We start from the raw sequence: 25,956 nt of genomic DNA on the forward strand, positions 1-25,956 counted from the left end.
GCCGCTCCAGCATCCGCACGCAAGCGCTCCGCCCCGTGTCCGGTCCGCCGGCCGCGGGGCGGAGCGCTTTTCGGACCGGTACGTCGTGCTGCCGGGCCGGTTCGTCCGGATCGGTGCGTTCTGCGTCCGGGTCCGGAGGCGGATGGGCCGGATCCGTGCGCGACACGCCGTACCGTTGCTTGACGTGACCACCCTCGGAACCGGGTTCGCGCGCGTGCGGCGCTGGCTGCGCGACCATCCCCTCGCCTTCGACGGCGCGCTTGCCGTGGCCGTGCTCGCCGCGATGATCGTCGGGTCGTTCACCGACCCGAACGCGCCGAACGGGCCCAGCTTCGGCACCCGCACGCCCGAGCCGGCCAGCGTGGTCCTGATGGTGCTTGGCGCTGCCGTGCTCGTCCTGCGGCGGCGCAACCCCATGGCGGTGCTCGCCGCCACCGGTGCGCTGACGATCGTCGAGTTCGTAGTGGTGGACCCGCCCGCCCCGGTGGTGATGAGCGCGGTCATCGCGCTGTACACGGTCGCCGCGGCCACCGACCGGCCCACCACCTGGCGGGTCGGCCTGCTGACCATGAGCGTTCTGGCGGCGTGCGCGATGCTCTTCGGGGCTTCCCCCTGGTACAGCCAGGAGAACCTCGGGGTCTTCGCCTGGACCGGCATGGCCGGTGCGGCCGGGGACGCCGTCCGCTCACGGCGGGCGTTCGTCGACGCGATCAGGGAACGGGCCGAACGGGCCGAGCGCACCCGCGAGGAGGAGGCCCGCCGCCGGGTCGCCGAGGAACGGCTGCGCATCGCCCGCGATCTCCACGACGTCGTCGCCCACCACATCGCTCTGGTCAATGTGCAGGCCGGGGTCGCCGCCCACGTCATGGACAAGCGCCCCGACCAGGCCAAGGAGGCGCTCGCCCACGTCCGGGAGGCCAGCCGCTCCGCACTGGGCGAACTCCGCGCCACCGTCGGGCTGCTGCGCCAGTCCGGCGACCCGGAGGCGCCGACCGAGCCGGCCCCCGGCCTCGCCGTCCTCGGCGAACTGGTGGACAAGGTCCGGCGAGCCGGACTCCCGGTCGAGGTGGCGTGCGCCGACCGTCTGGCCCCGCTGCCCGCAGCCGTCGATCTCGCCGCGTACCGGGTGATCCAGGAGGCGCTGACCAACGTGCAGAAGCACGCGGGCCCCGGGGCGAAGGCCGAGGTGAGTGTCATACGGGTCGGGGAGACGGCCGAGGTGACGGTCCTCGACAACGGCACCGGCCGGACCGAAGGCACGGGAACCTCCGCCGGCGGCGGCCACGGACTGCTCGGCATGCGCGAACGCGTCACCGCCCTCGGCGGCACCCTCACCGCCGGGCCCCGATACGGCGGCGGATTCAGGGTTCATGCGATCCTGCCGGTCAAGGCCCGCACGGGAGAGCCGGAGTCGCCGGGCGCGGCGGGCCGGACGGGGGAACGCGCATGACACCGCCCATCAGGGTCCTGCTCGCCGACGACCAGGCGCTGCTGCGCAGCGCTTTCCGGGTGCTGGTCGACTCCGAGCCCGACATGCAGGTGGTCGGCGAGGCGGCGGACGGCGCCGAAGCCGTGGCGCTGGCCCGCTCGACGCGCGCCGACGTGGTGCTGATGGACATCCGGATGCCCGGTACGGACGGGCTCGCCGCGACCCGGATGATCAGCGCCGACCCGGAGCTGGCGGGCGTGCGGATCGTCATGCTCACCACCTTCGAGGTCGACGAGTACGTGGTGCAGTCGCTGCGGGCCGGCGCATCCGGCTTCCTCGGCAAGGGGGCGGAACCCGTTGAACTGCTCAATGCCATCCGTATCGCCGCGGGCGGCGAGGCACTGCTCTCCCCGGCCGCGACCAAAGGACTGATCGCCACCTTCCTTGCGCAGGGCGGCAGTTCGGACGGCTCGGGACCGAGCGCCGCGGAGTACTCGGAGCGGCTCGGCGCGCTCACCGGTCGCGAACGTGAGGTGCTGGTCCTCGTCGCGGGCGGGCTCTCCAACGACGAGATCGCCGAACGCCTGGTGGTGAGCCCGCTCACCGTCAAGACCCATGTGAACCGCGCGATGGCGAAACTGGGCGCCCGCGACCGGGCTCAATTGGTGGTAATTGCCTACGAATCGGGCCTGGTGCGCCCTCGGGTGGAGTAGCAGGTGGAGCCGTGGCGTACTCCACCTGCGGTACGCGCCGCATAAGAATGCGACCCTGGGACCGACGCTTTCGCCCCGGGGGATGAGCGATCGTATAGCTGGGCCGGGTCTGTCCCCGAGTCACCCGCCCACCTGCCGCGTAAGCCACAGAAGAGAGACCCACCCATGTCCTGGCTGTCCAGATTCAGCCTCGCGCAAAGGGCCCTGATCGGGCTGATCTCGATCGTCGCGCTCGTCTTCGGAGCGATCGCGATCCCGCAGCTCAAGCAGCAGTTGCTGCCCACCATCGAGCTCCCGATGGTGTCGGTGCTCGCCCCTTACCAGGGTGCGTCTCCCGATGTGGTCGAGAAGCAGGTCGTCGAACCGCTCGAGAACACCATCAAGTCCGTCGACGGAGTCACGGGCGTCACCTCGACCGCCAGCGAGGGCAACGCCGTCATCATGGCGTCCTTCGACTTCGGCGACGAGGGCACGAAGCAGCTGGTCGCCGACATCCAGCAGGCGGTCAACCGCGCCCGCGTCCAGCTGCCCGACGATGTCGACCCGCAGGTCATCGCCGGTTCGACGGACGACATCCCGACCGTCGTCCTCGCCGTCACGTCCGACAAGGACCAGCAGGCGCTCGCCGACCAGCTGGACCGCACCGTCGTCCCTGCCCTGGAGGACATCGACGGCGTCGGCCAGGTCACCGTCAACGGTGTCCAGGATCTCCAGGTCTCCGTCACCCCCGACGACAAGAAGCTCGCGGCCGCCGGACTGAACGCCGGCTCCCTCGCCCAGGCCCTGCAGGCGGCCGGCGCCACGGTCCCGGCCGGTTCCTTCTCCGAGCAGGGCAAGAGCCGCACCGTCCAGGTCGGCGGAGCCTTCACCTCGCTGAAGCAGATCGAGGACCTGCGGGTCGCCGGTCAGACCCCGGCCGCCGGCAAGCCCGGCAAGCCGGTCCGTGTCGGTGACATCGCCACGGTGAAGCAGGAGCCGGCCACCGCGGTCTCCATCACCCGGACGAACGGCAAGCCGAGCCTCGCCGTGATGGCGACGATGGACAAGGACGGCAGCGCCGTCGCCATCTCGGACGCGGTCAAGGACAAGCTCCCGGACCTCCGCAAGGACCTCGGCGCAGGCGCCGAACTCACCGTCGTCTCCGACCAGGGCCCCGCCGTCTCCAAGGCGATCTCCGGTCTGACCACCGAGGGCGCGCTCGGTCTGCTCTTCGCGGTCATCGTGATCCTGGTCTTCCTCGCGTCGCTCCGCTCGACGCTGGTCACCGCGGTCTCCATCCCGCTCTCCGTGGTCCTCGCCCTGATCGTGCTCTGGACCCGCGACCTGTCGCTCAACATGCTCACGCTCGGCGCGCTGACCATCGCGATCGGCCGCGTCGTCGACGACTCGATCGTCGTCCTGGAGAACATCAAGCGCCACCTCGGCTACGGCGAGGAGCGTCAGTCCGCGATCATCACCGCGGTGAAGGAAGTGGCCGGCGCGGTCACCTCCTCGACCCTCACCACGGTCGCCGTCTTCTTGCCGATCGGTCTGGTCGGCGGCATGGTCGGCGAGCTGTTCGGGTCGTTCTCCCTGACCGTCACCGCGGCCCTGCTGGCCTCCCTGCTGGTCTCGCTGACCGTGGTCCCCGTCCTGTCGTTCTGGTTCCTGCGCGCTCCCAAGGGCAGCACGGAGAACCCGGACGAGGCCCGTCGCAAGGCAGAGGAGAAGGAGGCCCGCAGCCGGCTCCAGCGGCTGTACGTCCCCGTGCTGCGCTTCGCGACCCGGCGCCGTATCACCAGCATCGTGATCGCCGTCGCCGTGCTCTTCGGCACCTTCGGCATGGCCCCGCTGCTGAAGACCAACTTCTTCGACCAGGGCGAGCAGGAAGTCCTCTCCATCAAGCAGGAGCTGGCCCCCGGCACCAGCCTGACGGCCGCCGACGAGGCGGCCAAGAAGGTCGAGAAGCTCCTCGACGGCGACAAGGGCGTCAAGGACTACCAGGTCACCGTCGGCTCCTCCGGCTTCATGGCGGCCTTCGGCGGCGGTACGGGATCCAACCAGGCCTCGTACCAGGTCACTCTGAAGGACTCGGCCGACTTCGACGCCACCCAGAAGCGCATCGACGAGGGCCTCGGCAAGCTCGACGGCATCGGTGACACCACCATCGCCGCGGGCGACGGCTTCGGCAGCCAGGACCTGAGCGTCGTGGTGAAGTCCGCCGACGCGGACACCCTGAAGAAGGCCTCCGAAGAGGTGCGGACGCAGGTGGCCGAGCTCAAGGACGTCACCGACGTCCAGAGCGACCTGGCGCAGTCCGTCCCGCGCATCTCGGTCAAGGCGAACGACAAGGCCGCGGCCGCCGGCTTCAACCAGACCACGCTCGGTGCGGCCGTCGCCGGAGCGGTGCGCGGCACCCCGTCCGGCAAGGCGATCATGGACGACACGGAGCGCGACGTCGTCATCAAGTCCGCCCATCCGGCCACCACGATGGACGAGCTGAAGAACCTCTCGCTCGGCCGGGTCAAGCTCGGTCAGATCGCCGAGGTGAAGCTGGTCCCCGGCCCGGTCTCGATGACGAGGATCGACGGCCAGCGCGCCGCCACGATCACGGCCCGCCCCACCGGTGACAACACCGGCGCGGTGAGCACCTCGCTGCAGTCGAAGATCGACGCCCTGGACCTGCCGGACGGCGCCACCGCCACCATCGGCGGTGTCTCCGAGGACCAGAACGACGCCTTCATGAAGCTCGGTCTGGCCATGCTGGCCGCGATCGCGATCGTCTTCATGCTGCTCGTCGCGACGTTCCGCTCGCTCGTCCAGCCGCTGATCCTGCTGGTCTCCATCCCCTTCGCGGCGACCGGCGCCATCGGCCTCCTGGTCGTCACCGGCACTCCGATGGGCGTCCCGGCAATGATCGGCATGCTGATGCTGATCGGCATCGTGGTGACCAACGCGATCGTGCTGATCGACCTGATCAACCAGTACCGGTCGCAGGGTATGGGCATCGTCGAAGCGGTCATCGAGGGCGGCCGCCACCGTCTGCGCCCGATCCTCATGACCGCGCTCGCGACGATCTTCGCCCTGCTCCCGATGGCGCTCGGCGTCACCGGCGAGGGCGGCTTCATCTCGCAGCCCCTCGCGGTCGTGGTGATCGGCGGTCTGGTCACGTCGACGCTGCTGACGCTGCTTCTGGTGCCGACGCTGTACGCGATGGTGGAGCTCCGCAAGGAGCGCCGCGCGAAGAAGAAGGCGATCAGGCGCGCGAAGAAGGCGGGCCTGTCCGCCCCGGCCCAGCCGGAGGAGACCACCTCCGAGGAACCGGAGCCCGCGAAGGCGTGACGCAGGGCACGCGGAAGGCCCCGGCACCGTCGAAACGGTGCCGGGGCCTTCCGCGTGTCTCCGGCCGATCCGGCAGTCCTGGCCCGTCCGGCGTTCGAGGGCCGGGGGCCGGGGCACATCGGGTACGGCGGGAAAGGGAGGGGCGGGGACAACACCCGCCCACAGGCGTGACGCCTACGGCAGCGCCAGCATCCGCTCCAGCGCCAGCTTCGCGTACTTCTCCGTCTCCGGGTCGACCTCGATCCGGTTGACCAGGTTGCCCTCGGCCAGCGACTCCAGCGTCCACACCAGGTGCGGCAGATCGATCCGGTTCATCGTCGAGCAGAAGCAGACCGTCTTGTCGAGGAAGACGATCTCCTTGTCCTCCGCCGCGAACCGGTTGGCCAGGCGCCGCACCAGGTTCAGCTCGGTGCCGATCGCCCACTTGGAGCCGGACGGCGCCGCCTCCAGGGCCTTGATGATGTACTCCGTCGAGCCGACGTAGTCCGCCGCCGCCACGACCTCGTGCTTGCACTCGGGGTGCACCAGCACGTTGACGCCCGGGATGCGCTCGCGCACATCGTTGACGGACTCCACCGAGAAGCGCCCGTGTACCGAGCAGTGCCCGCGCCACAGGATCATCTTCGCGTTCCGCAGCTCATCGGCGGTGAGGCCGCCGTTCGGCTTGTGCGGGTTGTAGAGGACGCAGTCCTCCAGGGTCATCCCCATGTCCCGGACCGCGGTGTTCCGGCCCAGGTGCTGGTCGGGCAGGAAGAGCACCTTCTCGCCCTGCTCGAAGGCCCACTCCAGAGCCCGCTTCGCATTGGACGAGGTGCAGATCGTGCCGCCGTGCCGGCCGGTGAAGGCCTTGATGTCGGCGGAGGAGTTCATGTAGGAGACGGGGACGACCTGCTCGGCGACCCCGGCCTCGGTCAGAACGTCCCAGCACTCGGCGACCTGCTCGGCAGTGGCCATGTCGGCCATCGAGCAGCCCGCGGCCAGGTCCGGCAGCACGACCTTCTGGTCGTCGGTGGTCAGGATGTCCGCGGACTCGGCCATGAAGTGCACGCCGCAGAAGACGATGTACTCGGCCTCGGGCCGGGCGGCCGCGTCGCGGGCGAGCTTGAACGAGTCGCCGGTGACGTCCGCGAACTGGATGACCTCGTCGCGCTGGTAGTGGTGGCCGAGGACGAAGACCTTGTCCCCGAGCTTCTCCTTGGCCGCGCGGGCGCGCTCCACCAGGTCCGGGTCGGACGGGGAGGGCAGATCGCCAGGACACTCGACGCCGCGCTCGCTCCTCGGGTCGGCATCGCGGCCGAGGAGCAGCAGGGCGAGGGGCGTCGGCTGGACGTCCAGTGGTTGGGCGGTGGTCACGTCACGCACCCTTTCTGTTCTGCGGTCAGTGCGGGGCAGGCCGCTCCAGTGGAGCCGGGGCTTGCACCGGGACGTCTTTTCGTCTATTTGACGCTATCTATCATATCTGCTTCATGTCACTTTGACGACACCGATCGCGTCGATGTGACGCATCCCGTCCCGGGTCCGCGATGCCCCGCTCGCAGACTCTTCCCGGACCGGTGTGCGAGCATGAAAGGAACAGGCAAGCGCTCGGCCCGGAATGAATCCGCGGTCCCGACGGTTGCAACGTCGGCAAGCAGTCCGTACAACCCGGGAGAGAAGCAGATGTCCGTATCGGACGAGACCACCACCGTGAGCGACGGCATCCTCCTGTCCGACGCCGCCGCAGCCAAGGTCAAGGGCCTGCTGGAGCAGGAAGGCCGCGACGACCTGGCGCTGCGCGTCGCCGTCCAGCCCGGCGGTTGCTCGGGCCTGCGCTACCAGCTCTTCTTCGACGAGCGTTCGCTCGACGGCGATGTCGTGAAGGACTTCGACGGCGTCAAGGTCGTCACCGACCGGATGAGCGCTCCGTACCTGGGCGGCGCTTCCATCGACTTCGTCGACACCATCGAGAAGCAGGGCTTCACGATCGACAACCCGAACGCCACAGGCTCCTGCGCCTGCGGCGACTCCTTCAGCTGAGTCTCGAAGGCGACAGCGGGCAGCGGTACCCGCAGAAGGCGATGGCCCCCGGAATTCCGGGGGCCATCGCCTTCTGCCGTAACTGCCACGTCTAGCCGCGCGGCACCACGCCGCCCGTCGTGTCGAGCACCTTCCGGTCACCCAGCGGCGTGTCCAGCGTCACCGTTCGCGTCAGCTTCTTGGCGATCATGATGCAGACCTTCTTCGGGTCGGGGTTCGACTCGGTGATCGTCACCCGTACCGCGTCCGCGCTCTCGGTCGCGCTCGCCGCGTACTTGCTGCACACCCCGCCCCAGAACGTCACCTCGAGCGTCCGCCCGTCGGCGCTGTACGAGATGAGCGGCCGCTGGGACCGCGCGTCGTCCCCGGGGCCGGGGTCCGGAGTCCTCCGGGGCGTCGGGGTCTGCGAGGGCTTCGCCAGCGAGTCCGGGTCCACCGCGACCTGCGCGACCGTGTTGCCCGTTCCGCCCGCGGCCGGGTGCACCGAGAAGAGCCATGACGGTACGAGCGTCTGCTCGCCCTCCACGTACCGCATCCCGAGGCCGAACACCGCCTTGTCGACCGTCACGGTCGTCGTACCGCGCTCCGCGCCGGTCCGCGTCCCGCAACTGTTCCCCGGCGACTTCGGGGTGCCGTCCTCCAGTGGTGCGGGGGTGGCGCACCCTCCGATGCCGCTGCGCGAAGCGTTCGCCCGGCCCGCCCGGTTCAACTGGTTCAACGCGTCGCCCGCGCTGATCACCGGATACTCGGTGCCCTTCTCCAGGCCCTTCAACTGCCCGCTGCCACCGGTCACTTCACCGTCGGGACCCACCTGGATCCCGGTCGTCCAGCCGTAGGTGGGCAGCCCGTCGACCACCGGGTTCGCGTTCACCACCCGTACCGCGCCCATCAGTTGGCGGGCGTCGAGAGCCGCGTCGTCCTGACCGACCGCCTTCAGCACGGGCGCCGCGGCGGCCTTGGCCGCCTTCTCGCTCACCGGCGACCCGGTGCCGCCCGGCGCCATGTCCTTGCTCGAACACACCGTGGTGCTCTGGCAGTTGTCCGTCCCGCCGGATCCGTACCTGGCGAACGTCCAGGTGCCCGGCGCCTGCTTGTTCACCCGCAGCAGCGGACCCGAGCCGTCCCCGTCGGAACCCACCTTCCAGGCCGTGCCCTCGGCCTGCGGTGTACCCGCCACGCCCAGCGCCTTCGCCAGCCGCGCCACCTCCGCCGCCGATACCGTGCCCTTCGCGCGGTGGACAGCGGCCGTGTCCGGCCCGTCGGGCAACTCGCCGGCCGCGCGGTAGACCACACCGCCGCCACTCGGATCGGGCTCGCCGACAGCGATGCCCGCGGGGGGCGCCGTCGGGCTGTCCGGGCCGCCCGGCGCCTCGTCGAGCGCGAGCAGGGGGGCCGCGTCGTCACTGCCGCCCGACCGGCCGCCCCCGTCGTCCGCAGCGGTGGCGGCCCAGTACGCGCCGCCGCCCCCGGCCAGCAGGACCGCTGCCACCACCGAGGCGACGGCCGGCCGGTACCGCCGCCGGGGGCGGATCACGTCGTTGTCGGGTCGCTCGGTGCTCACCGGATCGCTCCTTCGACTGCGTTGCCGTCACCGTGACCGTCGTACGGTCATCGCCTGTCCCGCGAGTCGGGGACAACGGTGGGACGGAGTGCAGGAGCACTCGGTTCCCCCGTGGGGCATACGGGGGAATGTCCGGCGCGAGCGGCCGCCGCTCTCAGTCGCCGTACACGGCCATCGAATCGATCATCCGTGCGGACGCGGCCGGCACGGTCACGCCGTGAATGAGGGCGGGCGTCACAGGGGTGGGAGTGACCGTGGCGGGTACCACCCAGTGCGGAGCCATCCGTGCGCAGTCACCGCGCAGCTCGGCCAGGCTGATCTCGGACTCGCGGGGGGCGATGTTCTTCGACATGTCCGCACGGTAGGCACCGCGAGCCTCAGGATAAAAGCCCTACTATCGGGTAGTTTTTCCCCCTTCAAGGCGAGTGCGGCGAACGGGTAGCGTGGACTGTCACGCCGTCCCGGGAGCGCAGTCACCCGTTCCCCTCGACCTCCGCAGGAGCAGTCTCCCCGTGCGCATCGCAGTCACCGGCTCCATCGCCACCGATCACCTCATGACCTTCCCGGGCCGTTTCGCCGACCAGCTGGTCGCCGACCAGCTGCACACGGTCTCGCTCTCCTTCCTGGTCGACAACCTCGATGTACGCCGGGGCGGTGTGGCTGCCAACATCTGCTTCGGCATGGGCCTCCTCGGCACCGGCCCGATCCTGGTCGGCGCCGCGGGCTCCGACTTCGACGAGTACCGCGCCTGGCTCGACCGGCACGGTGTGGACACCGGATCGGTCCGGATCTCCGAAGTCCTGCACACTGCCCGTTTCGTCTGCACGACGGACGCCGACCACAACCAGATCGGCTCCTTCTACACGGGCGCGATGAGCGAGGCCCGGCTGATCGAGCTGAAGGCCGTCGCCGACCGGGTGGGCGGGCTCGACCTCGTCTCGATCGGTGCCGACGACCCCGAGGCGATGCTCCGCCACACCGAGGAGTGCCGCTCGCGTGGCATCGCGTTCGCCGCCGACTTCTCGCAGCAGATCGCCCGGATGGACGGCGAAGAGATCCGGATCCTCCTCGACGGCGCCACCTACCTCTTCTCCAACGAGTACGAGAAGGGGCTCATCGAGTCCAAGACCGGCTGGACGGACGAGGAGATCCTCGCCAAGGTCGGCCACCGCGTCACCACGCTCGGCGCCCGCGGTGTCCGCATCGAGCGGGCCGGCCAGGAGACCATCGAGGTCGGTTGCCCCGAGGAGGAGACGAAGGCCGACCCGACCGGCGTCGGCGACGCGTTCCGTGCCGGATTCCTCTCCGGCCTTGCCTGGGGCGTCGGTCTGGAGCGGGCCGCCCAGGTCGGCTGCATGCTCGCCACACTGGTCATCGAGACGGTCGGCACGCAGGAGTACACCCTGCGCCGCACCCACTTCATGGACCGCTTCACCAAGGCGTACGGCCACGACGCCGCCGCCGAGGTCCGCGCCCACCTCGCGTAGTCAGGACAGCCGGCGGACCACATAGGCCGAGCCGCGGTCCGCCGGCTCCTCACCCACGTACTCCTGCTCACGCATCACGCACCACGCCGGGATGTCGAGCCGCGCGGCCTCGTCGTCGGAGAGCACGGTCACCGTCCCGCCCACCGGTACCTCTCCGATCACCTTTGCGAGTTCGATCACCGGGATCGGGCACCTCTTGCCCAGGGAGTCGACGACCAGGGACGTGGCGGCGGCGGGGGAGGGGGCCACCGAAACGGGCGCGCCCAGCTTCTCCCGTACCTCCGACACCACCCCCGGCAGCACCCTGAGGAAGCGGTCGACGTCCTCCGTCGTGGTGCCGGCCGGCAGGGACACCCGGACGTTTCCCTCCGACAGCACCCCCATCGCCCGCAGCACATGGCTCGGCGTCAGCGTGCTGCTGGTGCAGGACGAACCGGACGACACGGAGAACTCCGCCCGGTCCAGTTCATGGAGCAGGGTCTCCCCGTCGACATAGAGGCAGGAGAAGGTCACCAGATGCGGCAGCCGCCGCACCGGATCACCGACCACCTCCACGTCGGGCACCAGCTCCGGCACCCGCGCCCGGATCAGGTCCACCAGTGCCCGCAGCCGGACGGACTCCGCCGCCGCCTCCGCACGGACCGCGCGCAGCGACGCCGCCGCCGCCACGACCGCGGGGATGTTCTCGAACCCGGCGGCCCGCCCCGACTCCCGCTCGTCCGCCGGGCCTTGAGTGGCGAACCGGACCCCCTTGCGCACGGCGAGCAGCCCCACCCCCGAGGGCCCGCCCCACTTGTGGGCACTCGCCGCCAGCAGCGACCAGCCCGTCGGCACCGGACCCCAGCCCAGCGACTGTGCGGCGTCCACCAGCAGGGGTACGCCCGACGCCCGGCAGAGCTCCGCGACCTCGGCCACCGGCTGCTCCGTACCGACCTCGTGGTTGGCGGACTGCAGGCAGGCCAGTGCGGTGTCCTCGCGCAGGGCCTCCCCGTACACCGCCGCACTCACCGCCCCCGCCCGGTCCACCGGCACCTCGGCGAACGTCCCGCCCTGGGCCTCGTGGGTGGCCGCCGCATGGAGCACCGACGAGTGCTCGACCGCCGAGACCACCAGGTGGCGGCCGACACGCCGACGCCCGGCGAGCGCTCCGGAAATCCCGGAGTGCACCGCACGGGTCCCCGAAGAGGTGAAGGTGAGCTCGTCGGGGCGGCACCCCACGGCCTCCGCGGCGGCCTCCCTGGCCGCGTCCAGCAACAGTCGCGCCCGCCGCCCCTCCCGGTACAGCCGGGCAGGGTCGGCCCAGCCCTCGTCCAGGGCGGCAAGCAGCGCCTGCCGGGCGACCGGGTGCAGGGGGGCGGAGGAAGCGGCGTCGAAGTAGGGCACATGTCCACGCTAGCCCGCGCGCGCCACCATGTCGGGACGGGCCGGTCGCGCAGCCAGGAGAGGGCCCGTCAGATGGCGGCCGGAGGCCCGGATTCCACCCCTTCGGGGAGTCGGGCGGCGCGTTGGGCACCCTCCCCGCGCGACCCCAAATAGCGTCCAGTAGGGTTTGGTCCGCATAAACATCCAAACCCCTGCCCGCGTCAGGGCGGCGACCGACCAGCGAGACGGCCGCGCCGAACGCGCGGGCGAGACTCTCGGGAAGGCGCTACGTGAGTCCCAACGGCTCCGACCGCTCGTCGCGGCGCCCGATGCGGCGGAAGCTGCCGCAGGTGCTGACTGCGGGCCTGATCCTGGCGACCGCCACCGGTTGCACATACAAGGACTTTCCCCGCCTTGGTATGCCCACGCCGGTAACGGAAGAGGCACCACGGATCCTTTCCCTCTGGCAGGGCTCGTGGGCGGCAGCGCTCGCCACGGGCGTGCTGGTCTGGGGCCTGATCCTGTGGAGCGTCATCTTCCACCGGCGCAGCCGCACCAAGGTGGAGGTTCCTCCGCAGACCCGGTACAACATGCCCATCGAGGCGCTGTACACCGTGGTCCCTCTCATCATCGTCTCGGTGCTGTTCTACTTCACCGCGCGCGATGAATCGAAGCTCCTCTCGCTCTCGGCGAAGCCCGCCCACACCATCAACGTGGTCGGCTACCAGTGGAGCTGGGGCTTCAACTACATCGAGAACGTGGACGGCTCGACCGCCACGGGCAACGAGGTCCCCAAGGAGCTCGACGCCATCCCCGACCGGTTCCGTAAGCAGTTCCCCCCGGGTGCGGACGGCGTCTACGACGTCGGCGTCCCGGGCACCCGGAACCCGCAGAACGGCAACCCGGGCCCGACCCTGTGGCTGCCGAAGGGCGAGAAGGTCCGCTTCATCCTGACTTCGCGTGACGTCATCCACTCCTTCTGGGTGGTGCCGTTCCTCATGAAGCAGGACGTCATTCCGGGCCACACCAACTCCTTCGAGGTGACTCCCAACCAGGAGGGCACCTTCATGGGCAAGTGCGCCGAGCTCTGCGGCGTCGACCACTCCCGGATGCTCTTCAACGTCAAGGTCGTCTCCCCGGAGCGCTACCAGGCGCACCTCAAGGAGCTGGCCAAGAAGGGCCAGACGGGCTACGTGCCGGCCGGTATCGAGCAGACGAACCCGGCCAGGAATGCGGAGACGAACAAACTGTGAGCATTCTCAACGAATCTCAGGGTGCCGCGGCAGCAGACGACTCGTACGAGGACGAGCTGCCGGTCCGGCGCAAGCAGCCGGGAAATGTCGTCGTCAAGTGGATGACCACCACTGACCACAAGACGATCGGCACGATGTACCTGGTCACGTCGTTCGCGTTCTTCTGCATCGGCGGTCTGCTGGCGCTCTTCATGCGCGCCGAGCTGGCCCGTCCCGGCACGCAGATCATGTCGAACGAGCAGTTCAACCAAGCGTTCACGATGCACGGCACGATCATGCTGCTGATGTTCGCGACGCCGCTGTTCGCCGGGTTCGCGAACTGGATCATGCCGCTGCAGATCGGCGCGCCCGACGTGGCGTTCCCGCGGCTGAACATGTTCGCGTACTGGCTGTACCTCTTCGGCTCGATCATCGCGGTGGCCGGCTTCCTCACCCCGCAGGGTGCGGCCGACTTCGGCTGGTTCGCCTACTCCCCGCTCTCGGACGCGGTCCGTTCGCCGGGTGTCGGCGCCGACATGTGGATCATGGGTCTGGCCTTCTCCGGCTTCGGCACGATCCTCGGTTCGGTCAACTTCATCACCACGATCATCTGCATGCGTGCACCTGGTATGACGATGTTCCGCATGCCGATCTTCGTGTGGAACGTCCTGCTGACCGGTGTGCTGGTCCTGCTGGCCTTCCCGGTGCTCGCCGCCGCGCTCTTCGCGCTGGAGGCGGACCGCAAGTTCGGGGCGCATGTATTCGACGCGGCCAACGGCGGCGCACTGCTATGGCAACACCTCTTCTGGTTCTTCGGCCATCCAGAGGTGTACATCATCGCGTTGCCATTCTTCGGAATCATTTCCGAAGTGATTCCGGTGTTCAGCCGGAAGCCGATGTTCGGCTACATCGGCCTGATCAGCGCGACGATCGCCATCGCGGGCCTGTCCGTGACCGTGTGGGCGCACCACATGTACGTCACCGGCGGTGTGCTGTTGCCGTTCTTCTCGTTCATGACGTTCCTCATCGCGGTACCGACCGGTGTGAAGTTCTTCAACTGGATCGGCACGATGTGGAAGGGATCGTTGTCCTTCGAGACACCGATGCTGTGGGCCGTCGGCTTCCTGATCACCTTCACCTTCGGTGGTCTGACCGGCGTCATCCTGGCTTCGCCCCCGATGGACTTCCACGTCTCGGACTCGTACTTCGTCGTCGCGCACTTCCACTACGTCATCTTCGGCACCGTGGTCTTCGCGATGTTCTCCGGATTCCACTTCTGGTGGCCGAAGTTCACCGGCAAGATGCTGGACGAGCGGCTCGGCAAGATGACGTTCTGGACGCTGTTCGTGGGCTTCCACGGCACGTTCCTGGTGCAGCACTGGCTCGGTGCCGAGGGCATGCCGCGTCGTTACGCGGACTATCTCGCCGCCGACGGCTTCACCGCGCTGAACACGATCTCGACGATCTCCTCGTTCCTGCTCGGCCTGTCGATGCTGCCGTTCTTCTACAACGTGTGGAAGACCGCCAAGTACGGCAAGAAGGTCGAGGTCGACGACCCGTGGGGGTACGGCCGTTCGCTGGAGTGGGCGACCTCCTGCCCGCCGCCGCGGCACAACTTCCTCACCCTGCCGCGGATCCGTTCCGAATCCCCGGCGTTCGACCTGCACCATCCGGAGATCTCGGCGCTCGAGCAGCTGGAGCATCACTCCGAGGCTGACAAGGCCCTCGCAGGTGGCAAGGAGGCCGGCAAGTGAAGATCCAGGGCAAGATGTTCCTCTGGCTGAGCGTCTTCATCCTCGCCATGGCAGTGACCTACGGCGTGTGGTCGAAGGAGCCGGCCGGTACCACCGCGCTCGTCCTGGCCTTCGGCCTGAGCGTCATGATCGGCTTCTACCTGGCCTTCACGGCGCAGCGGGTCGACGCCATGGCTCAGGACAACAAGGAAGCCGATGTCGCGGACGAGGCCGGCGAGGTGGGGTTCTTCTCCCCGCACAGCTGGCAGCCGCTCTCGTTGGCCATCGGCGGAGCCCTCGCCTTCATGGGGATCATCTTCGGATGGTGGCTGCTCTACTTCTCGGCCCCGGTCATCATGATCGGCCTGTTCGGCTGGGTCTTCGAGTACTACCGCGGTGAGAACCGCACCCAGTGACACCGCTCCACCTGACGGGGGGCCCGCACTTCTCATGTGAGAGGTGAGGGTCCCCCGTTTGCAGTCACCCGACGCGCTGAAACTGATGAATCTTCTTAGCGTGGTGACCATGAACACGCCGCGAATTCGTCCCGTAGTGAGCTGCACGCTGCTGGTCATGACCCTGGTTGCAGGGGCGACCGCCTGTGGCGGGCCACATGGTCATCCACTCGCCGAACAGCCGTACGACGCGGCGGACGAGATCACCTCCAACGCCCCCGAGGGCGACAAGAAGGCCGATCCCGACAAGCCGCTCGAAGTCACCGCCAGCGGTGACGACGGCCGGATCACGGACGTGGACGCGGTGGACACCGCCGGGCGCCATCTCGCGGGCGAACTCTCGGCCGACGGGCTGCGCTGGCACTCCACCGTCCCGCTCGCGGCCGGCACCCGCTACACCGTCAAGGTCAGTGTCGAGGACGACGACGGCGCTCCGGGCAGTCGTACGCTCTCCTTCGAGACGGCCCCGGCGAAGAAGCTCCTGAATGTCACCTTCGGCCCGCACGCGGGCACCTACGGCGTCGGACAGCCCATTACGGCGGAACTCAGCGCTCCGGTCAAGGACAAGGCCTCCCGGGCCGCCGTGGAGCGGGCGCTGAAGGTCCGTTCCACACCCGCCGTGACGGGCTCCTGGTACTGGGTCGACGACAAGATCCTGCATTACCGCCCGAAGGAGTACTGGCCGGCCCGGGCCACGATCGAGGTCAGCAGCAACATGGCCGGCATCAGGGTCACCAAGGGGCTGTACGGAGCCCCGGCGAAGCCCTTGAAGATCACCACCGGCGACCGTATCGAGGCCATCACCGACGCCGCCGCGCACTCCATGACGGTCAAGCGGAACGGGCAAGTGATCAACACCATTCCGGTGACCACCGGAAGGCCCGGCTTCGACACCCGCAACGGCGTCAAGGTCGTGCTGAGCAAGGAGTACTCCGTACGCATGCGCGGGGAGACCATCGGCATCTCGGAGAATTCCAGCGACGGGTACGACTTGATGGTCTACTACGCGACCCGCGTCACCTGGAGCGGTGAGTACGTGCACGCCGCCCCCTGGTCCACCGGTTCACAGGGGTACGCGAACGTCAGCCACGGCTGTACGGGCATGAGCAACGCGCAGGCCCAGTGGTTCTTCAACACCGTGCGCGAGGGCGACCTCGTCTCGGTCGTCGGCAGCCAGGGCGCCACGATGACGCCGTTCGACAACGGCTACGGCGACTGGAACCTGTCCTGGGCCAAATGGCAGCAGGGCAGCGCCCTGCAGAACAACGCCACCCCGGACGGGTCGACGGTGGAGGCGGCGCGCCTGCGCCCCGAGGTCTGACCGCCCAGGGAGTGCGTGGCCCCTCGAAGGGACGTGCTGCGGCCCGGCCCGCGGTGGAACCGCGGGCCGGGCCGCAGCACGACTCAGGACTGTACGCAGAGCCTGCTGCGCAGCAGGGCGGCCAGTGCGTCCGCGAACTCGACCGGCTCGACCGGAAGGGTCACCGCGGCGTCCGCGCGGCTCCACGTGGCCAGCCAGGCGTCCTGCGGACGCCCGATCAGCAGCAGCACCGGCGGGCAGTGGAAGATCTCGTCCTTGATCTGCCGGCAGACGCCCATGCCGCCCGCCGGGGCCGTCTCGCCGTCCAGCACGCACACGTCGATGCCGCCGTTGTCGAGCGCGGTCAGGACGGCGGGCAGAGTGGCGCACTCCACGAACTCCACCGGTGGCACGTCCGCCGCAGGCCTGCGACCGGCGGCCAACCTCACCTGCTCACGGGTGTTGGCATCGTCGCTGTAGACCAGGACCGTGGCGGTCGGCTGCATTGTTCCTCCGTGACATCTGTGTCTTCGGGGCTCTCGGGGCATGAACCGATGCGCGGATCGTACTCCGACCGACAGCCTGTCAGCACCGGTAATGACACCGATTCGATGGGCCGTTCGGGCAGGACACACCCTGCTGACACACCGAACGGCACCCCCCGGAGTGAGGGCGGGATAAGCGACCGACATAATGTCGGTCGTGGCGACAGCAACGACAGTAGAAACCGGGCACGCGCACCCGTCGGTCAATCGACCGAACCTCACCAGCGTCGGAACCATCATCTGGTTGAGTTCCGAGCTGATGTTCTTCGCGGCCCTCTTCGCGATGTACTTCACCCTCCGATCGGTGATGGGACCCGACCACTGGAAGGAAATGGCTTCCGCCCTGAACTTCCCGTTCTCGGCGACGAACACCACGATCCTGGTGCTCTCCTCCCTCACCTGCCAGCTCGGCGTCTTCGCCGCGGAGCGGGGCGATGTGAAGAAGCTCCGTGCCTGGTTCGTGATCACGTTCGTGATGGGTGCGATCTTCATCGGAGGCCAGGTCTTCGAGTACACCGAGCTGGTGAAGAAGGACGGCCTCTCGCTGTCCTCCGACCCGTACGGCTCGGTGTTCTACCTGACCACCGGCTTCCACGGTCTGCATGTGACAGGCGGTCTCATCGCCTTCCTGCTCGTACTGGGCAGGACATACGCGGCCAAGAGGTTCACCCATGAACAGGCGACCGCTGCCATCGTCGTGTCCTATTACTGGCACTTCGTCGATGTCGTGTGGATCGGCCTCTTCGCCACGATCTACATGATCAAGTAACCGGGCTCGAACCCGAACCACATCCAGCATCGACGCAGAAGATCCTGACACCGGGGTAATCCGTGAAAAAGCTCTCCGCACGACGACGCCATCCGTTGGCGGCGGTCGTCGTACTACTCCTCGCGCTGGCGGCTACCGGGGGGCTGTACGCCGCGTTTGCGCCCGCGAGCAAGGCGCAGGCCGACGACACCGCCCAGTCCCTCGCCATCGATGAGGGCAAGAAGCTGTACTCCGTCGGTTGCGCCAGCTGCCACGGAGCCGGCGGTCAGGGCTCGTCCGACGGGCCGAGCCTGGTCGGCGTGGGCTCCGCCGCCGTCGACTTCCAGGTCGGCACGGGCCGTATGCCGGCCCAGCAGCCGGGTGCCCAGGTACCGAAGAAGAAGGTCATCTACAGCCAGGCCGAGATCGACCAGCTCGCGGCCTATGTCGCGTCGCTCGGCGCCGGCCCGATCGTGCCGACCGAGGACCAGGTCAGCCCTGACGGTGCGGACATCGCCAAGGGTGGCGACCTGTTCCGTACCAACTGCGCGCAGTGCCACAACTTCACCGGCGAGGGCGGTGCCCTGACGAAGGGCAAGTACGCGCCCAGCCTTGAGGGCGTGGACCCGAAGCACATCTACGAGGCCATGCAGACCGGCCCGCAGAGCATGCCGTCCTTCCCCGACTCGACGATGCCCGAGCAGCAGAAGCGGGACATCATCGCGTACGTCAAGACCGTGAACAGCGCCGAGTCCGAGACCCCTGGTGGCCTCAAGCTGGGCGGGCTCGGTCCGGTCAGCGAGGGTCTGTTCGCCTGGATCTTCGGTCTGGGCGCACTCGTCGCAGTTGCCGTTTGGGTCGCGGCCCACACCGCTAAGGCCAAGAAGTCATGAGTAGCCAAGAGAAGATTCCAGAAGAGAACCTGCCCGCTGAGCAGGAAGCCGCGCACGGCGCGGTAGAGGGCGCGGACGACCCGTTCGCCGACCCGGGGCTGCCGGCCCACCGGCCGCGCATCCAGGACATCGACGAACGGGCCGCGAAGCGCTCCGAGCGCACGGTCGCGTTCCTGTTCGTGCTGTCCATGCTGGCGACCATCGGCTTCATCGCCTCGTACGTCATCTTCCCGGTGGACAAGATCGTGTTCATCTGGCCGTTCGGCCATGTGAGCGCGCTCAACTTCTCCCTCGGGCTGACCCTCGGCGTGGCCCTCTTCACCATCGGCGCGGGCGCGGTCCACTGGGCGCGCACCTTGATGTCCGACGAAGAGATCGCCGATGACCGGCACGCCATCGAGGCGGAGCCCGAGGTCAAGGCGAAGGTTCTCGCCGACTTCGCGGCCGGTGCCGAGGAGTCCGCGTTCGGCCGGCGCAAGCTGATCCGCAACACCCTGTTCGGTGCGCTGGCCCTGGTGCCGCTCTCCGGCGTGATGCTGTTGCGCGACCTCGGCCCGCTGCCGGAGAAGAAGCTCCGTCAGACCCTGTGGTCCAAGGGCAAGCAGCTCATCAACATGAACACGATGGAGCCGCTGCGTCCCGAGGACGTCGCCGTCGGTTCGCTGACCTTCGCCATGCCCGAGGGCCTGACGGAGGACGCTCACGACTTCCAGACGCAGATCGCCAAGGCTGCGCTGATGATCATCCGTATCCAGCCGGAGAACATCAAGGACAAGCGCGAGCGCGAGTGGGCCCACGAGGGCATCGTGGCCTTCTCGAAGATCTGCACCCACGTCGGCTGCCCGATCAGCCTGTACGAGCAGCAGACGCACCACGTGCTCTGCCCGTGCCACCAGTCCACCTTCGACCTCTCCGACGGCGCCCGCGTCATCTTCGGTCCGGCCGGTCACTCCCTTCCGCAGCTGCGGATCGGTGTGAACAGCGAGGGCAACCTCGAGGCGCTCGGTGACTTCGAAGAGCCCGTCGGTCCTGCATTCTGGGAGCGCGGATGAGTACTGCGACCGACACGAAGCGTAAGGCGCCCGCCGGCGAGCGGGTGGCCGACTGGGCGGACGGCCGGCTCGGGATCTACTCCCTGGCCAAGGCCAACATGCGCAAGATCTTCCCGGACCACTGGTCCTTCATGCTCGGTGAAGTCGCCCTCTACAGCTTCATCATCATCATCCTCACGGGTGTGTATCTGACGCTGTTCTTCCACCCGAGCATGAACGAGGTCGTGTATCACGGCTCGTACGAGCCGATGCAGGGCATCCGGATGTCCGAGGCCTACGCCTCGACGCTGGACATCAGCTTCGACATCCGCGGTGGTCTGCTGGTCCGCCAGATCCACCACTGGGCCGCGCTGATCTTCCTCGCCGCCATGTTCGTGCACATGATGCGCGTCTTCTTCACGGGTGCGTTCCGCAAGCCGCGTGAGATCAACTGGCTGTTCGGCTTCCTGCTGTTCGTGCTGGGTATGTTCACCGGCTTCACGGGCTACTCGCTCCCGGACGACCTGCTCTCGGGTACGGGTGTCCGCTTCACCCAGGGCGCGATCCTGTCCACGCCGATCGTCGGCACGTACATCTCGATGTTCCTGTTCGGCGGAGAGTTCCCCGGCGGCGACTTCGTCGCCCGGTTCTACTCGATCCACATCCTGCTGCTGCCGGGCATCATGCTCGGCCTCGTGGTCGGCCATCTGATCCTGGTCTTCTTCCACAAGCACACGCAGTTCGCGGGTCCCGGCCGCACCAACAAGAACGTCGTCGGTATGCCGCTGCTGCCGATCTACATGGCGAAGGCCGGAGGCTTCTTCTTCCTGGTCTTCGGTGTCATCGCGGTCATCGCGGCGATCGCCTCGATCAACCCGATCTGGGCCATCGGTCCGTACCGTCCGGACCAGGTGTCCACCGGCGCCCAGCCCGACTGGTACATGGGCTTCGCCGAGGGTCTGATCCGAGTGATGCCGGGCTGGGAGATCAACCTCTGGGGTCACACGCTCGTCCTGGGTGTGTTCATCCCGCTGATGGCCTTCGGCCTGGTGCTGGCCGTGATCGCGGTCTACCCGTTCGTCGAGTCCTGGGTCACCGGGGACAAGCGCGAGCACCACATCCTGGACCGCCCGCGCAACGCCCCGACCCGGACGGCCTTCGGCGTCGCCTGGATCACGGAGTACATCATCGTCTTCATCGGCGGTGGTAACGACCTGTGGGCCACGCACTTCCAGCTCTCGCTGAACTCCATCTCGTGGTTCGTCCGGATCTTCATCTTCGTGGGACCGGTCCTGGCGTTCCTCGTCACCAAGCGGATCTGTCTCGGCCTTCAGCGCCGCGACCGGGAGAAGGTGCTGCACGGACGCGAGTCCGGCATCATCAAGCGCCTGCCGCACGGTGAGTTCGTCGAGATCCACGAGCCGCTCAACCCGGCGCAGCTGCACACGCTCACCGCGCACGAGCAGTACAAGCCGGTCGAGATCGGCCCGACGGTCGACGAGAACGGTGTCGAGCGCAAGGTGCCCGCGATGCAGAAGCTGCGGGCCAAGCTCAGCAAGGGTTACTTCGGCGAGCACAACCAGATCGAGAAGCCCACTGCCGAGGAGTACAAGGAGATCACCAGCGGCCACGGCCACCACTGATCGCCTCAACTGATCGCCACAGCGGGAGCCCCGTCCATTCGATGGACGGGGCTCTTTGCCGTCCCGGGCGCTCGATAGGGTGGGGTCCATACCCTTATCGGCTGTGGACCCCCAGGAGCGGACCATGAACGTTGTGACCCCGGTCGGCGGCGACAGCGTGGCGGCTCGTTCCTGGCCCGGCGTACTGAACGCCCTGCTGCGCGGCCAGGACCTGACCGCAGACGACACCGCGTGGGCGATGGACAACATCATGAGCGGCGAGGCGACCGACGTGCAGATCGCCGGTTTCGCCGTCGCCCTGCGGGCCAAGGGCGAGACCGTCGACGAGGTCACCGGACTCGTCCGCGCCATGTACGAGCACGCCACCACGATCCAGGTGCCGGGCCGCACGGTCGACATCGTCGGCACTGGCGGCGACCTCGCCAAGACGGTCAACATCTCCACGATGTCCGCGATCGTCGTCGCGGGCACCGGCGCCAAGGTCGTCAAGCACGGCAACCGCGCCTCCTCCTCGGCCAGTGGCGCCTCCGACGTCCTGGAGAAGCTCGGCGTCAATCTGGAGCTGGCCCCGCAGCGCGTCGTCGAGGTGGCGGAGGAGGCGGGTATCACCTTCTGCTTCGCGGTGAAGTTCCACCCCGCCCTGCGGTACGCGGCGCGGGCCCGTAAGGAGCTCGGCGCGCAGACCACGTTCAACATCCTCGGTCCGCTCACCAACCCGGCCCAGGTGCGCTCCCAGGCCATCGGTGTCGCCGATCTGAAGATGGCCCCCATCGTCGCGGGCGTGCTCGCGGCGCGCGGCAACTCGGCACTGGTCTTCCGCGGCGACGACGGTCTGGACGAGCTGACGACCACGGCGACCTCCCGGATCTGGGTGGTCCGGGACGGCGAGGTGCGCGAGGAGGCCTTCGACCCGCGCGACGTCGGCCTCGAGCTGGTCCCCGTCGAGGCGCTGCGCGGCGCCGACGCGTCGTACAACGCGGATGTGGCCCGCCGGCTGCTGGCCGGTGAGACCGGTCCGGTACGCGAAGCGGTGCTGCTGAACTCGGCGGCGGCGCTGGTGGCGCTGGACCCGGGTGAGGGCACGTTGAACGAGCAGCTGGCCGCCGGGATCGCCAAGGCCGCCGAGTCCATCGACTCGGGTGCGGCCCGGGCGGCACTCGAGCGCTGGGTGACGGTCAGCAACGCCTGACCGAACGGGAAATGCCGACCGGGGCGCAGTCCAGATCTTGGACTGCGCCTTGCGCGTCGACGCACGTATGGCAAGATGCTGCGCAGGTCATGAGTGACAGCGACTACGGCCCCGGCCCGCTGTCCGGCAACCCTCCGTCCGTGGCGGGGTGCCCCGGGTGAAGACCAGGCCGTAGGCAGCGAGGTCTGCGGCAAGCGCGGACCCCTCGACATCTGTGAATGTCACATCCCTGGGGTCCTGGTCCTCAAGGAGCCTCTTGTGAGCAAGCGAATGCGATAGGGCCCGGTCCGGCCCCTCTCCGCACACCCCTTTTTTCTTCCTCCTGCGCTGCCGCGTACCCGCCGGCGCAGTGAATTCGCCTGCCTCGTACGGGAGTTCGCCATGTCTGTTGTCACCGCTGCCGCTGACCGGTCCATTTGTTCCCCGCTGCCTGTTCTGGGCAAGGACGTGACTGTTCCACTCGTTACCGGCGGAGAAGTCGCCTATGCCGCCCTGGACTACGCGGCCAGTGCCCCGGCCCTGCAGCGGGTGTGGGACGACGTCGCCGCGTACGCCCCGTACTACGGCAGCGTCCACCGCGGCGCCGGCTACCTCTCGCAGCTCTCCACGGACCTGTTCGAGAACAGCCGCAAGACGGTTGCGGAGTTTCTCGGCTGCCGCGCCGGGGACCAGGTGATCTTCACCCGGTCGACGACGGACTCGCTGAACCTGCTGGCCGCGGCGGTCCCCGCCGACTGTCAGGTCTTCGTGTTCGAGACCGAGCACCATGCCTCGCTGCTGCCCTGGCGCGACGCCCGTGTCACCTACCTCGACGCCCCGCGCACCCCGGCCCAGGCCGTCGAGACGCTGGAGCGGGCGCTCGCCGGCCGTGACCCCTACGGCCCTGCGCTGGTCTGCGTCACCGGCGCCTCGAACGTCACCGGTGAGCTGTGGCCGGTGAAGGAGCTGGCCGCCGCCGCCCACGCCCACGGTGCCCGGATCGTGCTCGACGCCGCACAGCTCGCGCCGCACCACCCGGTCGACATCGACGAGCTCGACGTCGACTGGGTCGCCTTCTCCGGGCACAAGCTGTACGCGCCGTTCGGCTCCGGCGTCCTCGCGGGCCGCGCCGACTGGCTGCAGGACGCCGAGCCGTACCTCGCCGGTGGTGGCGCCTCCCGGAAGGTCGCCCGGCGCACCGACGGAGGTGTGGACGTGGAGTGGCACTCCACCGCCGCCCGGCACGAGGCCGGCTCGCCCAATGTCATCGGTGTCTACTCCATCGCCTCCGCCTGCAAGGCGCTCACCGAGGCCGGCTTCGACCGCCTCGTCGCCCGCGAGCAGCAGCTCGTCACCCGTGTCCGGGAGGGCCTCGCCGAGGTCCCCCAGGTCAAGGTGCTGTCGCTGTTCGGCGACGACGCCCCGCGGGTCGGCGTCATCTCCTTCGTGGTGGAGGGCTGGAACAGCTCGCACTTCGCCGCGGCGCTCTCCGCCGAGTACGGCATCGGGGTACGCGACGGACTGTTCTGCGCCCACCCGCTGGTGCGCACCCTGCTCGGCAGCGACCCGCAGGACCCGGGTGAGTGCGGCGCGCCGGAGGCGGAGCCGGGTGAGCGCTCGCTGAACGCGATCCGGGTCAGCTTCGGCGCCGGCACGCCGGACGAGCACATCGAGCGCTTCGTCCGCGCGGTCAAGGAGCTGGTGAGCGAGGGTGCCCAGTGGAAGTACCGCACCGAGGACGGCCGCTGCGTCCCGGACCGGGGCACCGCCCAGGTCTGACCGGCCGGTGGCCGAGGCCGTAATACTTCGGCCGGGGACGGGCAGCTGCCCGTCCCCGGCCGAAGTATTACGCCGTGATGCGGCGTACCTACGCGTCGAGACCGATGGCGAAGGCGGCTTCCAGGTCGTGCTGCGAGTACGTACGGAACGCGACATGCGTGTCGGTGCCCTCGACACCGGGGATCTTGCTGATCCGGCCGGGGATGACATCCGCCAGATCGTCGTGCTTGGCCACCCGGACCATGGCGATCAGGTCGTACGTACCGGTGACCGAGAAGACCTCGCTGACGCTGTCCAGCGCCGCGATGGACTCGGCGATCTCGGGAATCCGGTCCACGCTGGTTTTGATGAGCACGATCGCGGTGATCACGGCTGGCTTTCTCCCTCGGTGGCCGTGGCTGGAGTCTTCACTCTAGCCCCACGGCGGTAGCGCCCCCAGGCGTAGAGGAAGCCGGTGGCGAAGCCGACCACATGGGCGAGATAGGCCACCCCCGGTCCGCTGCCCGCGCCCTGCGCCGCCATCCACTGCAGGGCGAACCAGAAGATCAGCACGATCCAGGCGGGAAAGCGCAGCGGCAGGAAGAGCAGGAACGGGAAGAGGCTGGTGACCCGCGCCCGGGGGAACAGGTACAGGAACGCCCCGAGCACCGCGGAGATCGCCCCCGAGGCGCCGACGAGGGTCTGGTCGGAGTCGGCGTGCGCCGCCGCGTACGCGAGCAGGGCGAGGTAGCCGCAGCCGAGGTAGAAGAAGGCGAACTCGGCACGGCCCATCCGCTCCTCGGCCATCGCCCCGAAGACGTACAGGAAGAGCATGTTGCCGAGCAGATGCAGCCAGCTGCCGTGCACGAAGAGCGCGGTCAGCGGGGTGAGCAGGGCATGTGCCGAGCCGCCCCACAGCTCGGTGGGGATCACCCCCCAGCGCTCGAAGTACCCGGCCTGGGCGGCGAGCAGGGTGTCGGCGGTGCCGTACGAGGGATTGAACCCGGAGAGCGGGCTGATCAGGAAAATGGCACAGCACAGGCCGATCAGGGCATACGTCACCGGGGCACCGCCCGCGGTGGCGGCGCGCAGGAGCCTGCCGGTCAGTCCGCCCGTCACAGCCCGCCGTTCGATCATGAACAGAGCATGACGCAAGGTGATGGAACGGGGCAGACCGCCTCGCCGTGTCGATGGGTATGCACAAGGCCGTAGGGTTACAGCAGGACATCCGCAGTTCGACGGCGCACCGCGAGATCCTTGGCAGGCAGCACGACGCTCGACGAAAGAGGACGCAACGATGACGACGGTTCCCCAGCCGACCGACGGGACCCGCTGGCGCTGCACGCTCTGCGGGAATCTCACGCGCTTCGACGTGACGCGTTCGTCCAAGGTTGTCGAATACGTGCATCTCGACCTCGCAGGAGAGGCGACCGTCGAGGAGCGCGAGGTGGTCAGTGAGACCATCGAGTCGGTCCGGTGTCGTTGGTGCAACGCGGTGGACCAGATCGAACTAGTCGACAGGCCGGGTGCCGACTCCTGACGGGGCCGTGCGGACAGACAT

The 25,956-nt window shown here is 68.6% G+C and carries 23 protein-coding genes and 1 riboswitch; of the genes, 16 read left to right on the top strand and 7 right to left on the bottom strand.

Features of this window, described 5'->3' with window-relative positions; all coding sequences use genetic code 11:
- Positions 1-184: 184 nt before the first annotated feature.
- The 3 genes from OG963_RS31770 (at position 185) to OG963_RS31780 (ending at position 5,463) form a co-directional block, all read left to right on the top strand.
- Positions 185-1,450, top strand: coding sequence for a sensor histidine kinase (locus OG963_RS31770; RefSeq protein WP_093772243.1), 1,266 nt, complete (start codon positions 185-187; stop codon positions 1,448-1,450).
- Entirely contained in the window at positions 1,447-2,142 is a 696-nt protein-coding gene (locus OG963_RS31775) for a response regulator transcription factor (protein WP_093771509.1), read from the top strand. The genes OG963_RS31770 and OG963_RS31775 overlap by 4 nt, the downstream gene beginning before the upstream one ends.
- 165 nt (positions 2,143-2,307) lie before the next feature.
- Complete coding sequence (locus OG963_RS31780; RefSeq protein WP_093771511.1) at positions 2,308-5,463, top strand: efflux RND transporter permease subunit; 3,156 nt, start codon at positions 2,308-2,310, stop codon at positions 5,461-5,463.
- Between the two features lie 174 nt (positions 5,464-5,637).
- On the opposite strand, the gene nadA is transcribed toward OG963_RS31780, so the two are convergent.
- Positions 5,638-6,825 (bottom strand): quinolinate synthase NadA, encoded by a 1,188-nt coding sequence (gene nadA, locus OG963_RS31785; RefSeq protein WP_093771513.1) that lies wholly within the window; start codon positions 6,823-6,825, stop codon positions 5,638-5,640.
- Positions 6,826-7,122: 297 nt separating this feature from the next.
- Here nadA and OG963_RS31790 point away from each other — a divergent pair, with 297 nt between their 5' ends.
- A complete protein-coding gene (locus OG963_RS31790) occupies positions 7,123-7,479 on the top strand; it encodes an iron-sulfur cluster assembly accessory protein (RefSeq protein ID WP_030933606.1) in 357 nt (118 codons plus the stop codon).
- Between the two features lie 91 nt (positions 7,480-7,570).
- Here the strand turns inward: OG963_RS31790 and OG963_RS31795 are convergent, their stop codons facing one another.
- On the bottom strand, positions 7,571-9,040 hold the full coding sequence (locus OG963_RS31795) for a hypothetical protein (protein ID WP_093771515.1): 1,470 nt from the start codon (positions 9,038-9,040) through the stop codon (positions 7,571-7,573).
- Positions 9,041-9,194: 154 nt separating this feature from the next.
- Positions 9,195-9,392, bottom strand: a complete 198-nt coding sequence (locus OG963_RS31800; protein WP_030933600.1) for a hypothetical protein — start codon at positions 9,390-9,392, stop codon at positions 9,195-9,197.
- 160 nt (positions 9,393-9,552) lie between these two features.
- Between OG963_RS31800 and OG963_RS31805 the strand changes: the two genes are divergently transcribed.
- A complete protein-coding gene (locus OG963_RS31805; protein WP_030933597.1) occupies positions 9,553-10,527 on the top strand; it encodes a carbohydrate kinase family protein in 975 nt (324 codons plus the stop codon).
- Here OG963_RS31805 and OG963_RS31810 read toward each other — a convergent pair whose 3' ends face one another.
- A complete protein-coding gene (locus OG963_RS31810; protein ID WP_093771517.1) occupies positions 10,528-11,910 on the bottom strand; it encodes a cysteine desulfurase/sulfurtransferase TusA family protein in 1,383 nt (460 codons plus the stop codon). It lies immediately after the preceding gene.
- Between the two features lie 269 nt (positions 11,911-12,179).
- Here OG963_RS31810 and coxB point away from each other — a divergent pair, with 269 nt between their 5' ends.
- From coxB to OG963_RS31830, 4 genes are all read left to right on the top strand, one after another.
- Positions 12,180-13,142, top strand: coding sequence for a cytochrome c oxidase subunit II (gene coxB / locus OG963_RS31815; RefSeq protein ID WP_093771519.1), 963 nt, complete (start codon positions 12,180-12,182; stop codon positions 13,140-13,142).
- On the top strand, positions 13,139-14,875 hold the full coding sequence (gene ctaD, locus OG963_RS31820) for a cytochrome c oxidase subunit I (protein ID WP_327124539.1): 1,737 nt from the start codon (positions 13,139-13,141) through the stop codon (positions 14,873-14,875). Before coxB ends, ctaD begins: the two co-directional genes overlap by 4 nt.
- On the top strand, positions 14,872-15,270 hold the full coding sequence (locus OG963_RS31825; protein ID WP_030933592.1) for a cytochrome c oxidase subunit 4: 399 nt from the start codon (positions 14,872-14,874) through the stop codon (positions 15,268-15,270). Before ctaD ends, OG963_RS31825 begins: the two co-directional genes overlap by 4 nt.
- A 109-nt stretch (positions 15,271-15,379) precedes the next feature.
- Complete coding sequence (locus tag OG963_RS31830; protein ID WP_093772245.1) at positions 15,380-16,630, top strand: Ig-like domain-containing protein; 1,251 nt, start codon at positions 15,380-15,382, stop codon at positions 16,628-16,630.
- 83 nt (positions 16,631-16,713) lie between these two features.
- On the opposite strand, the gene OG963_RS31835 is transcribed toward OG963_RS31830, so the two are convergent.
- A complete protein-coding gene (locus OG963_RS31835; RefSeq protein ID WP_030933587.1) occupies positions 16,714-17,115 on the bottom strand; it encodes a response regulator transcription factor in 402 nt (133 codons plus the stop codon).
- 187 nt (positions 17,116-17,302) lie between these two features.
- Between OG963_RS31835 and OG963_RS31840 the strand changes: the two genes are divergently transcribed.
- From OG963_RS31840 to OG963_RS31865, 6 genes are all read left to right on the top strand, one after another.
- Complete coding sequence (locus OG963_RS31840; RefSeq protein WP_030933584.1) at positions 17,303-17,923, top strand: heme-copper oxidase subunit III; 621 nt, start codon at positions 17,303-17,305, stop codon at positions 17,921-17,923.
- A 62-nt stretch (positions 17,924-17,985) separates the two neighbouring features.
- Positions 17,986-18,795, top strand: coding sequence for a c-type cytochrome (locus OG963_RS31845; protein ID WP_030933581.1), 810 nt, complete (start codon positions 17,986-17,988; stop codon positions 18,793-18,795).
- Entirely contained in the window at positions 18,792-19,847 is a 1,056-nt protein-coding gene (locus tag OG963_RS31850; RefSeq protein WP_030933578.1) for a ubiquinol-cytochrome c reductase iron-sulfur subunit, read from the top strand. The genes OG963_RS31845 and OG963_RS31850 overlap by 4 nt, the downstream gene beginning before the upstream one ends.
- A complete protein-coding gene (locus OG963_RS31855; RefSeq protein ID WP_093771523.1) occupies positions 19,844-21,469 on the top strand; it encodes a ubiquinol-cytochrome c reductase cytochrome b subunit in 1,626 nt (541 codons plus the stop codon). The genes OG963_RS31850 and OG963_RS31855 overlap by 4 nt, the downstream gene beginning before the upstream one ends.
- Positions 21,470-21,593: 124 nt before the next feature.
- On the top strand, positions 21,594-22,658 hold the full coding sequence (trpD, locus tag OG963_RS31860) for an anthranilate phosphoribosyltransferase (protein ID WP_093771525.1): 1,065 nt from the start codon (positions 21,594-21,596) through the stop codon (positions 22,656-22,658).
- 85 nt (positions 22,659-22,743) lie between these two features.
- A riboswitch (SAM riboswitch) is annotated at positions 22,744-22,861 on the top strand.
- Positions 22,862-23,039: 178 nt separating this feature from the next.
- A complete protein-coding gene (locus OG963_RS31865; protein ID WP_371799722.1) occupies positions 23,040-24,416 on the top strand; it encodes an aminotransferase class V-fold PLP-dependent enzyme in 1,377 nt (458 codons plus the stop codon).
- Positions 24,417-24,504: 88 nt separating this feature from the next.
- On the opposite strand, the gene OG963_RS31870 is transcribed toward OG963_RS31865, so the two are convergent.
- A complete protein-coding gene (locus OG963_RS31870) occupies positions 24,505-24,786 on the bottom strand; it encodes an Lrp/AsnC family transcriptional regulator (RefSeq protein ID WP_005318592.1) in 282 nt (93 codons plus the stop codon).
- Positions 24,783-25,532 carry a rhomboid family intramembrane serine protease gene (locus OG963_RS31875; RefSeq protein WP_030933563.1) on the bottom strand — a complete coding sequence of 250 codons (750 nt, stop codon included), beginning with the start codon at positions 25,530-25,532 and terminating at the stop codon, positions 24,783-24,785. Before OG963_RS31875 ends, OG963_RS31870 begins: the two co-directional genes overlap by 4 nt.
- A gap of 160 nt (positions 25,533-25,692) precedes the next feature.
- On the opposite strand from OG963_RS31875, the gene OG963_RS31880 reads away from it, so the two are divergent.
- Complete coding sequence (locus OG963_RS31880) at positions 25,693-25,935, top strand: hypothetical protein (RefSeq protein ID WP_030933560.1); 243 nt, start codon at positions 25,693-25,695, stop codon at positions 25,933-25,935.
- The last annotated feature ends 21 nt before the right edge of the window (positions 25,936-25,956 follow it).

The sequence above is a fragment of the Streptomyces sp. NBC_01707 genome (assembly GCF_041438805.1).
In the GTDB taxonomy this organism is placed as follows: domain Bacteria; phylum Actinomycetota; class Actinomycetes; order Streptomycetales; family Streptomycetaceae; genus Streptomyces.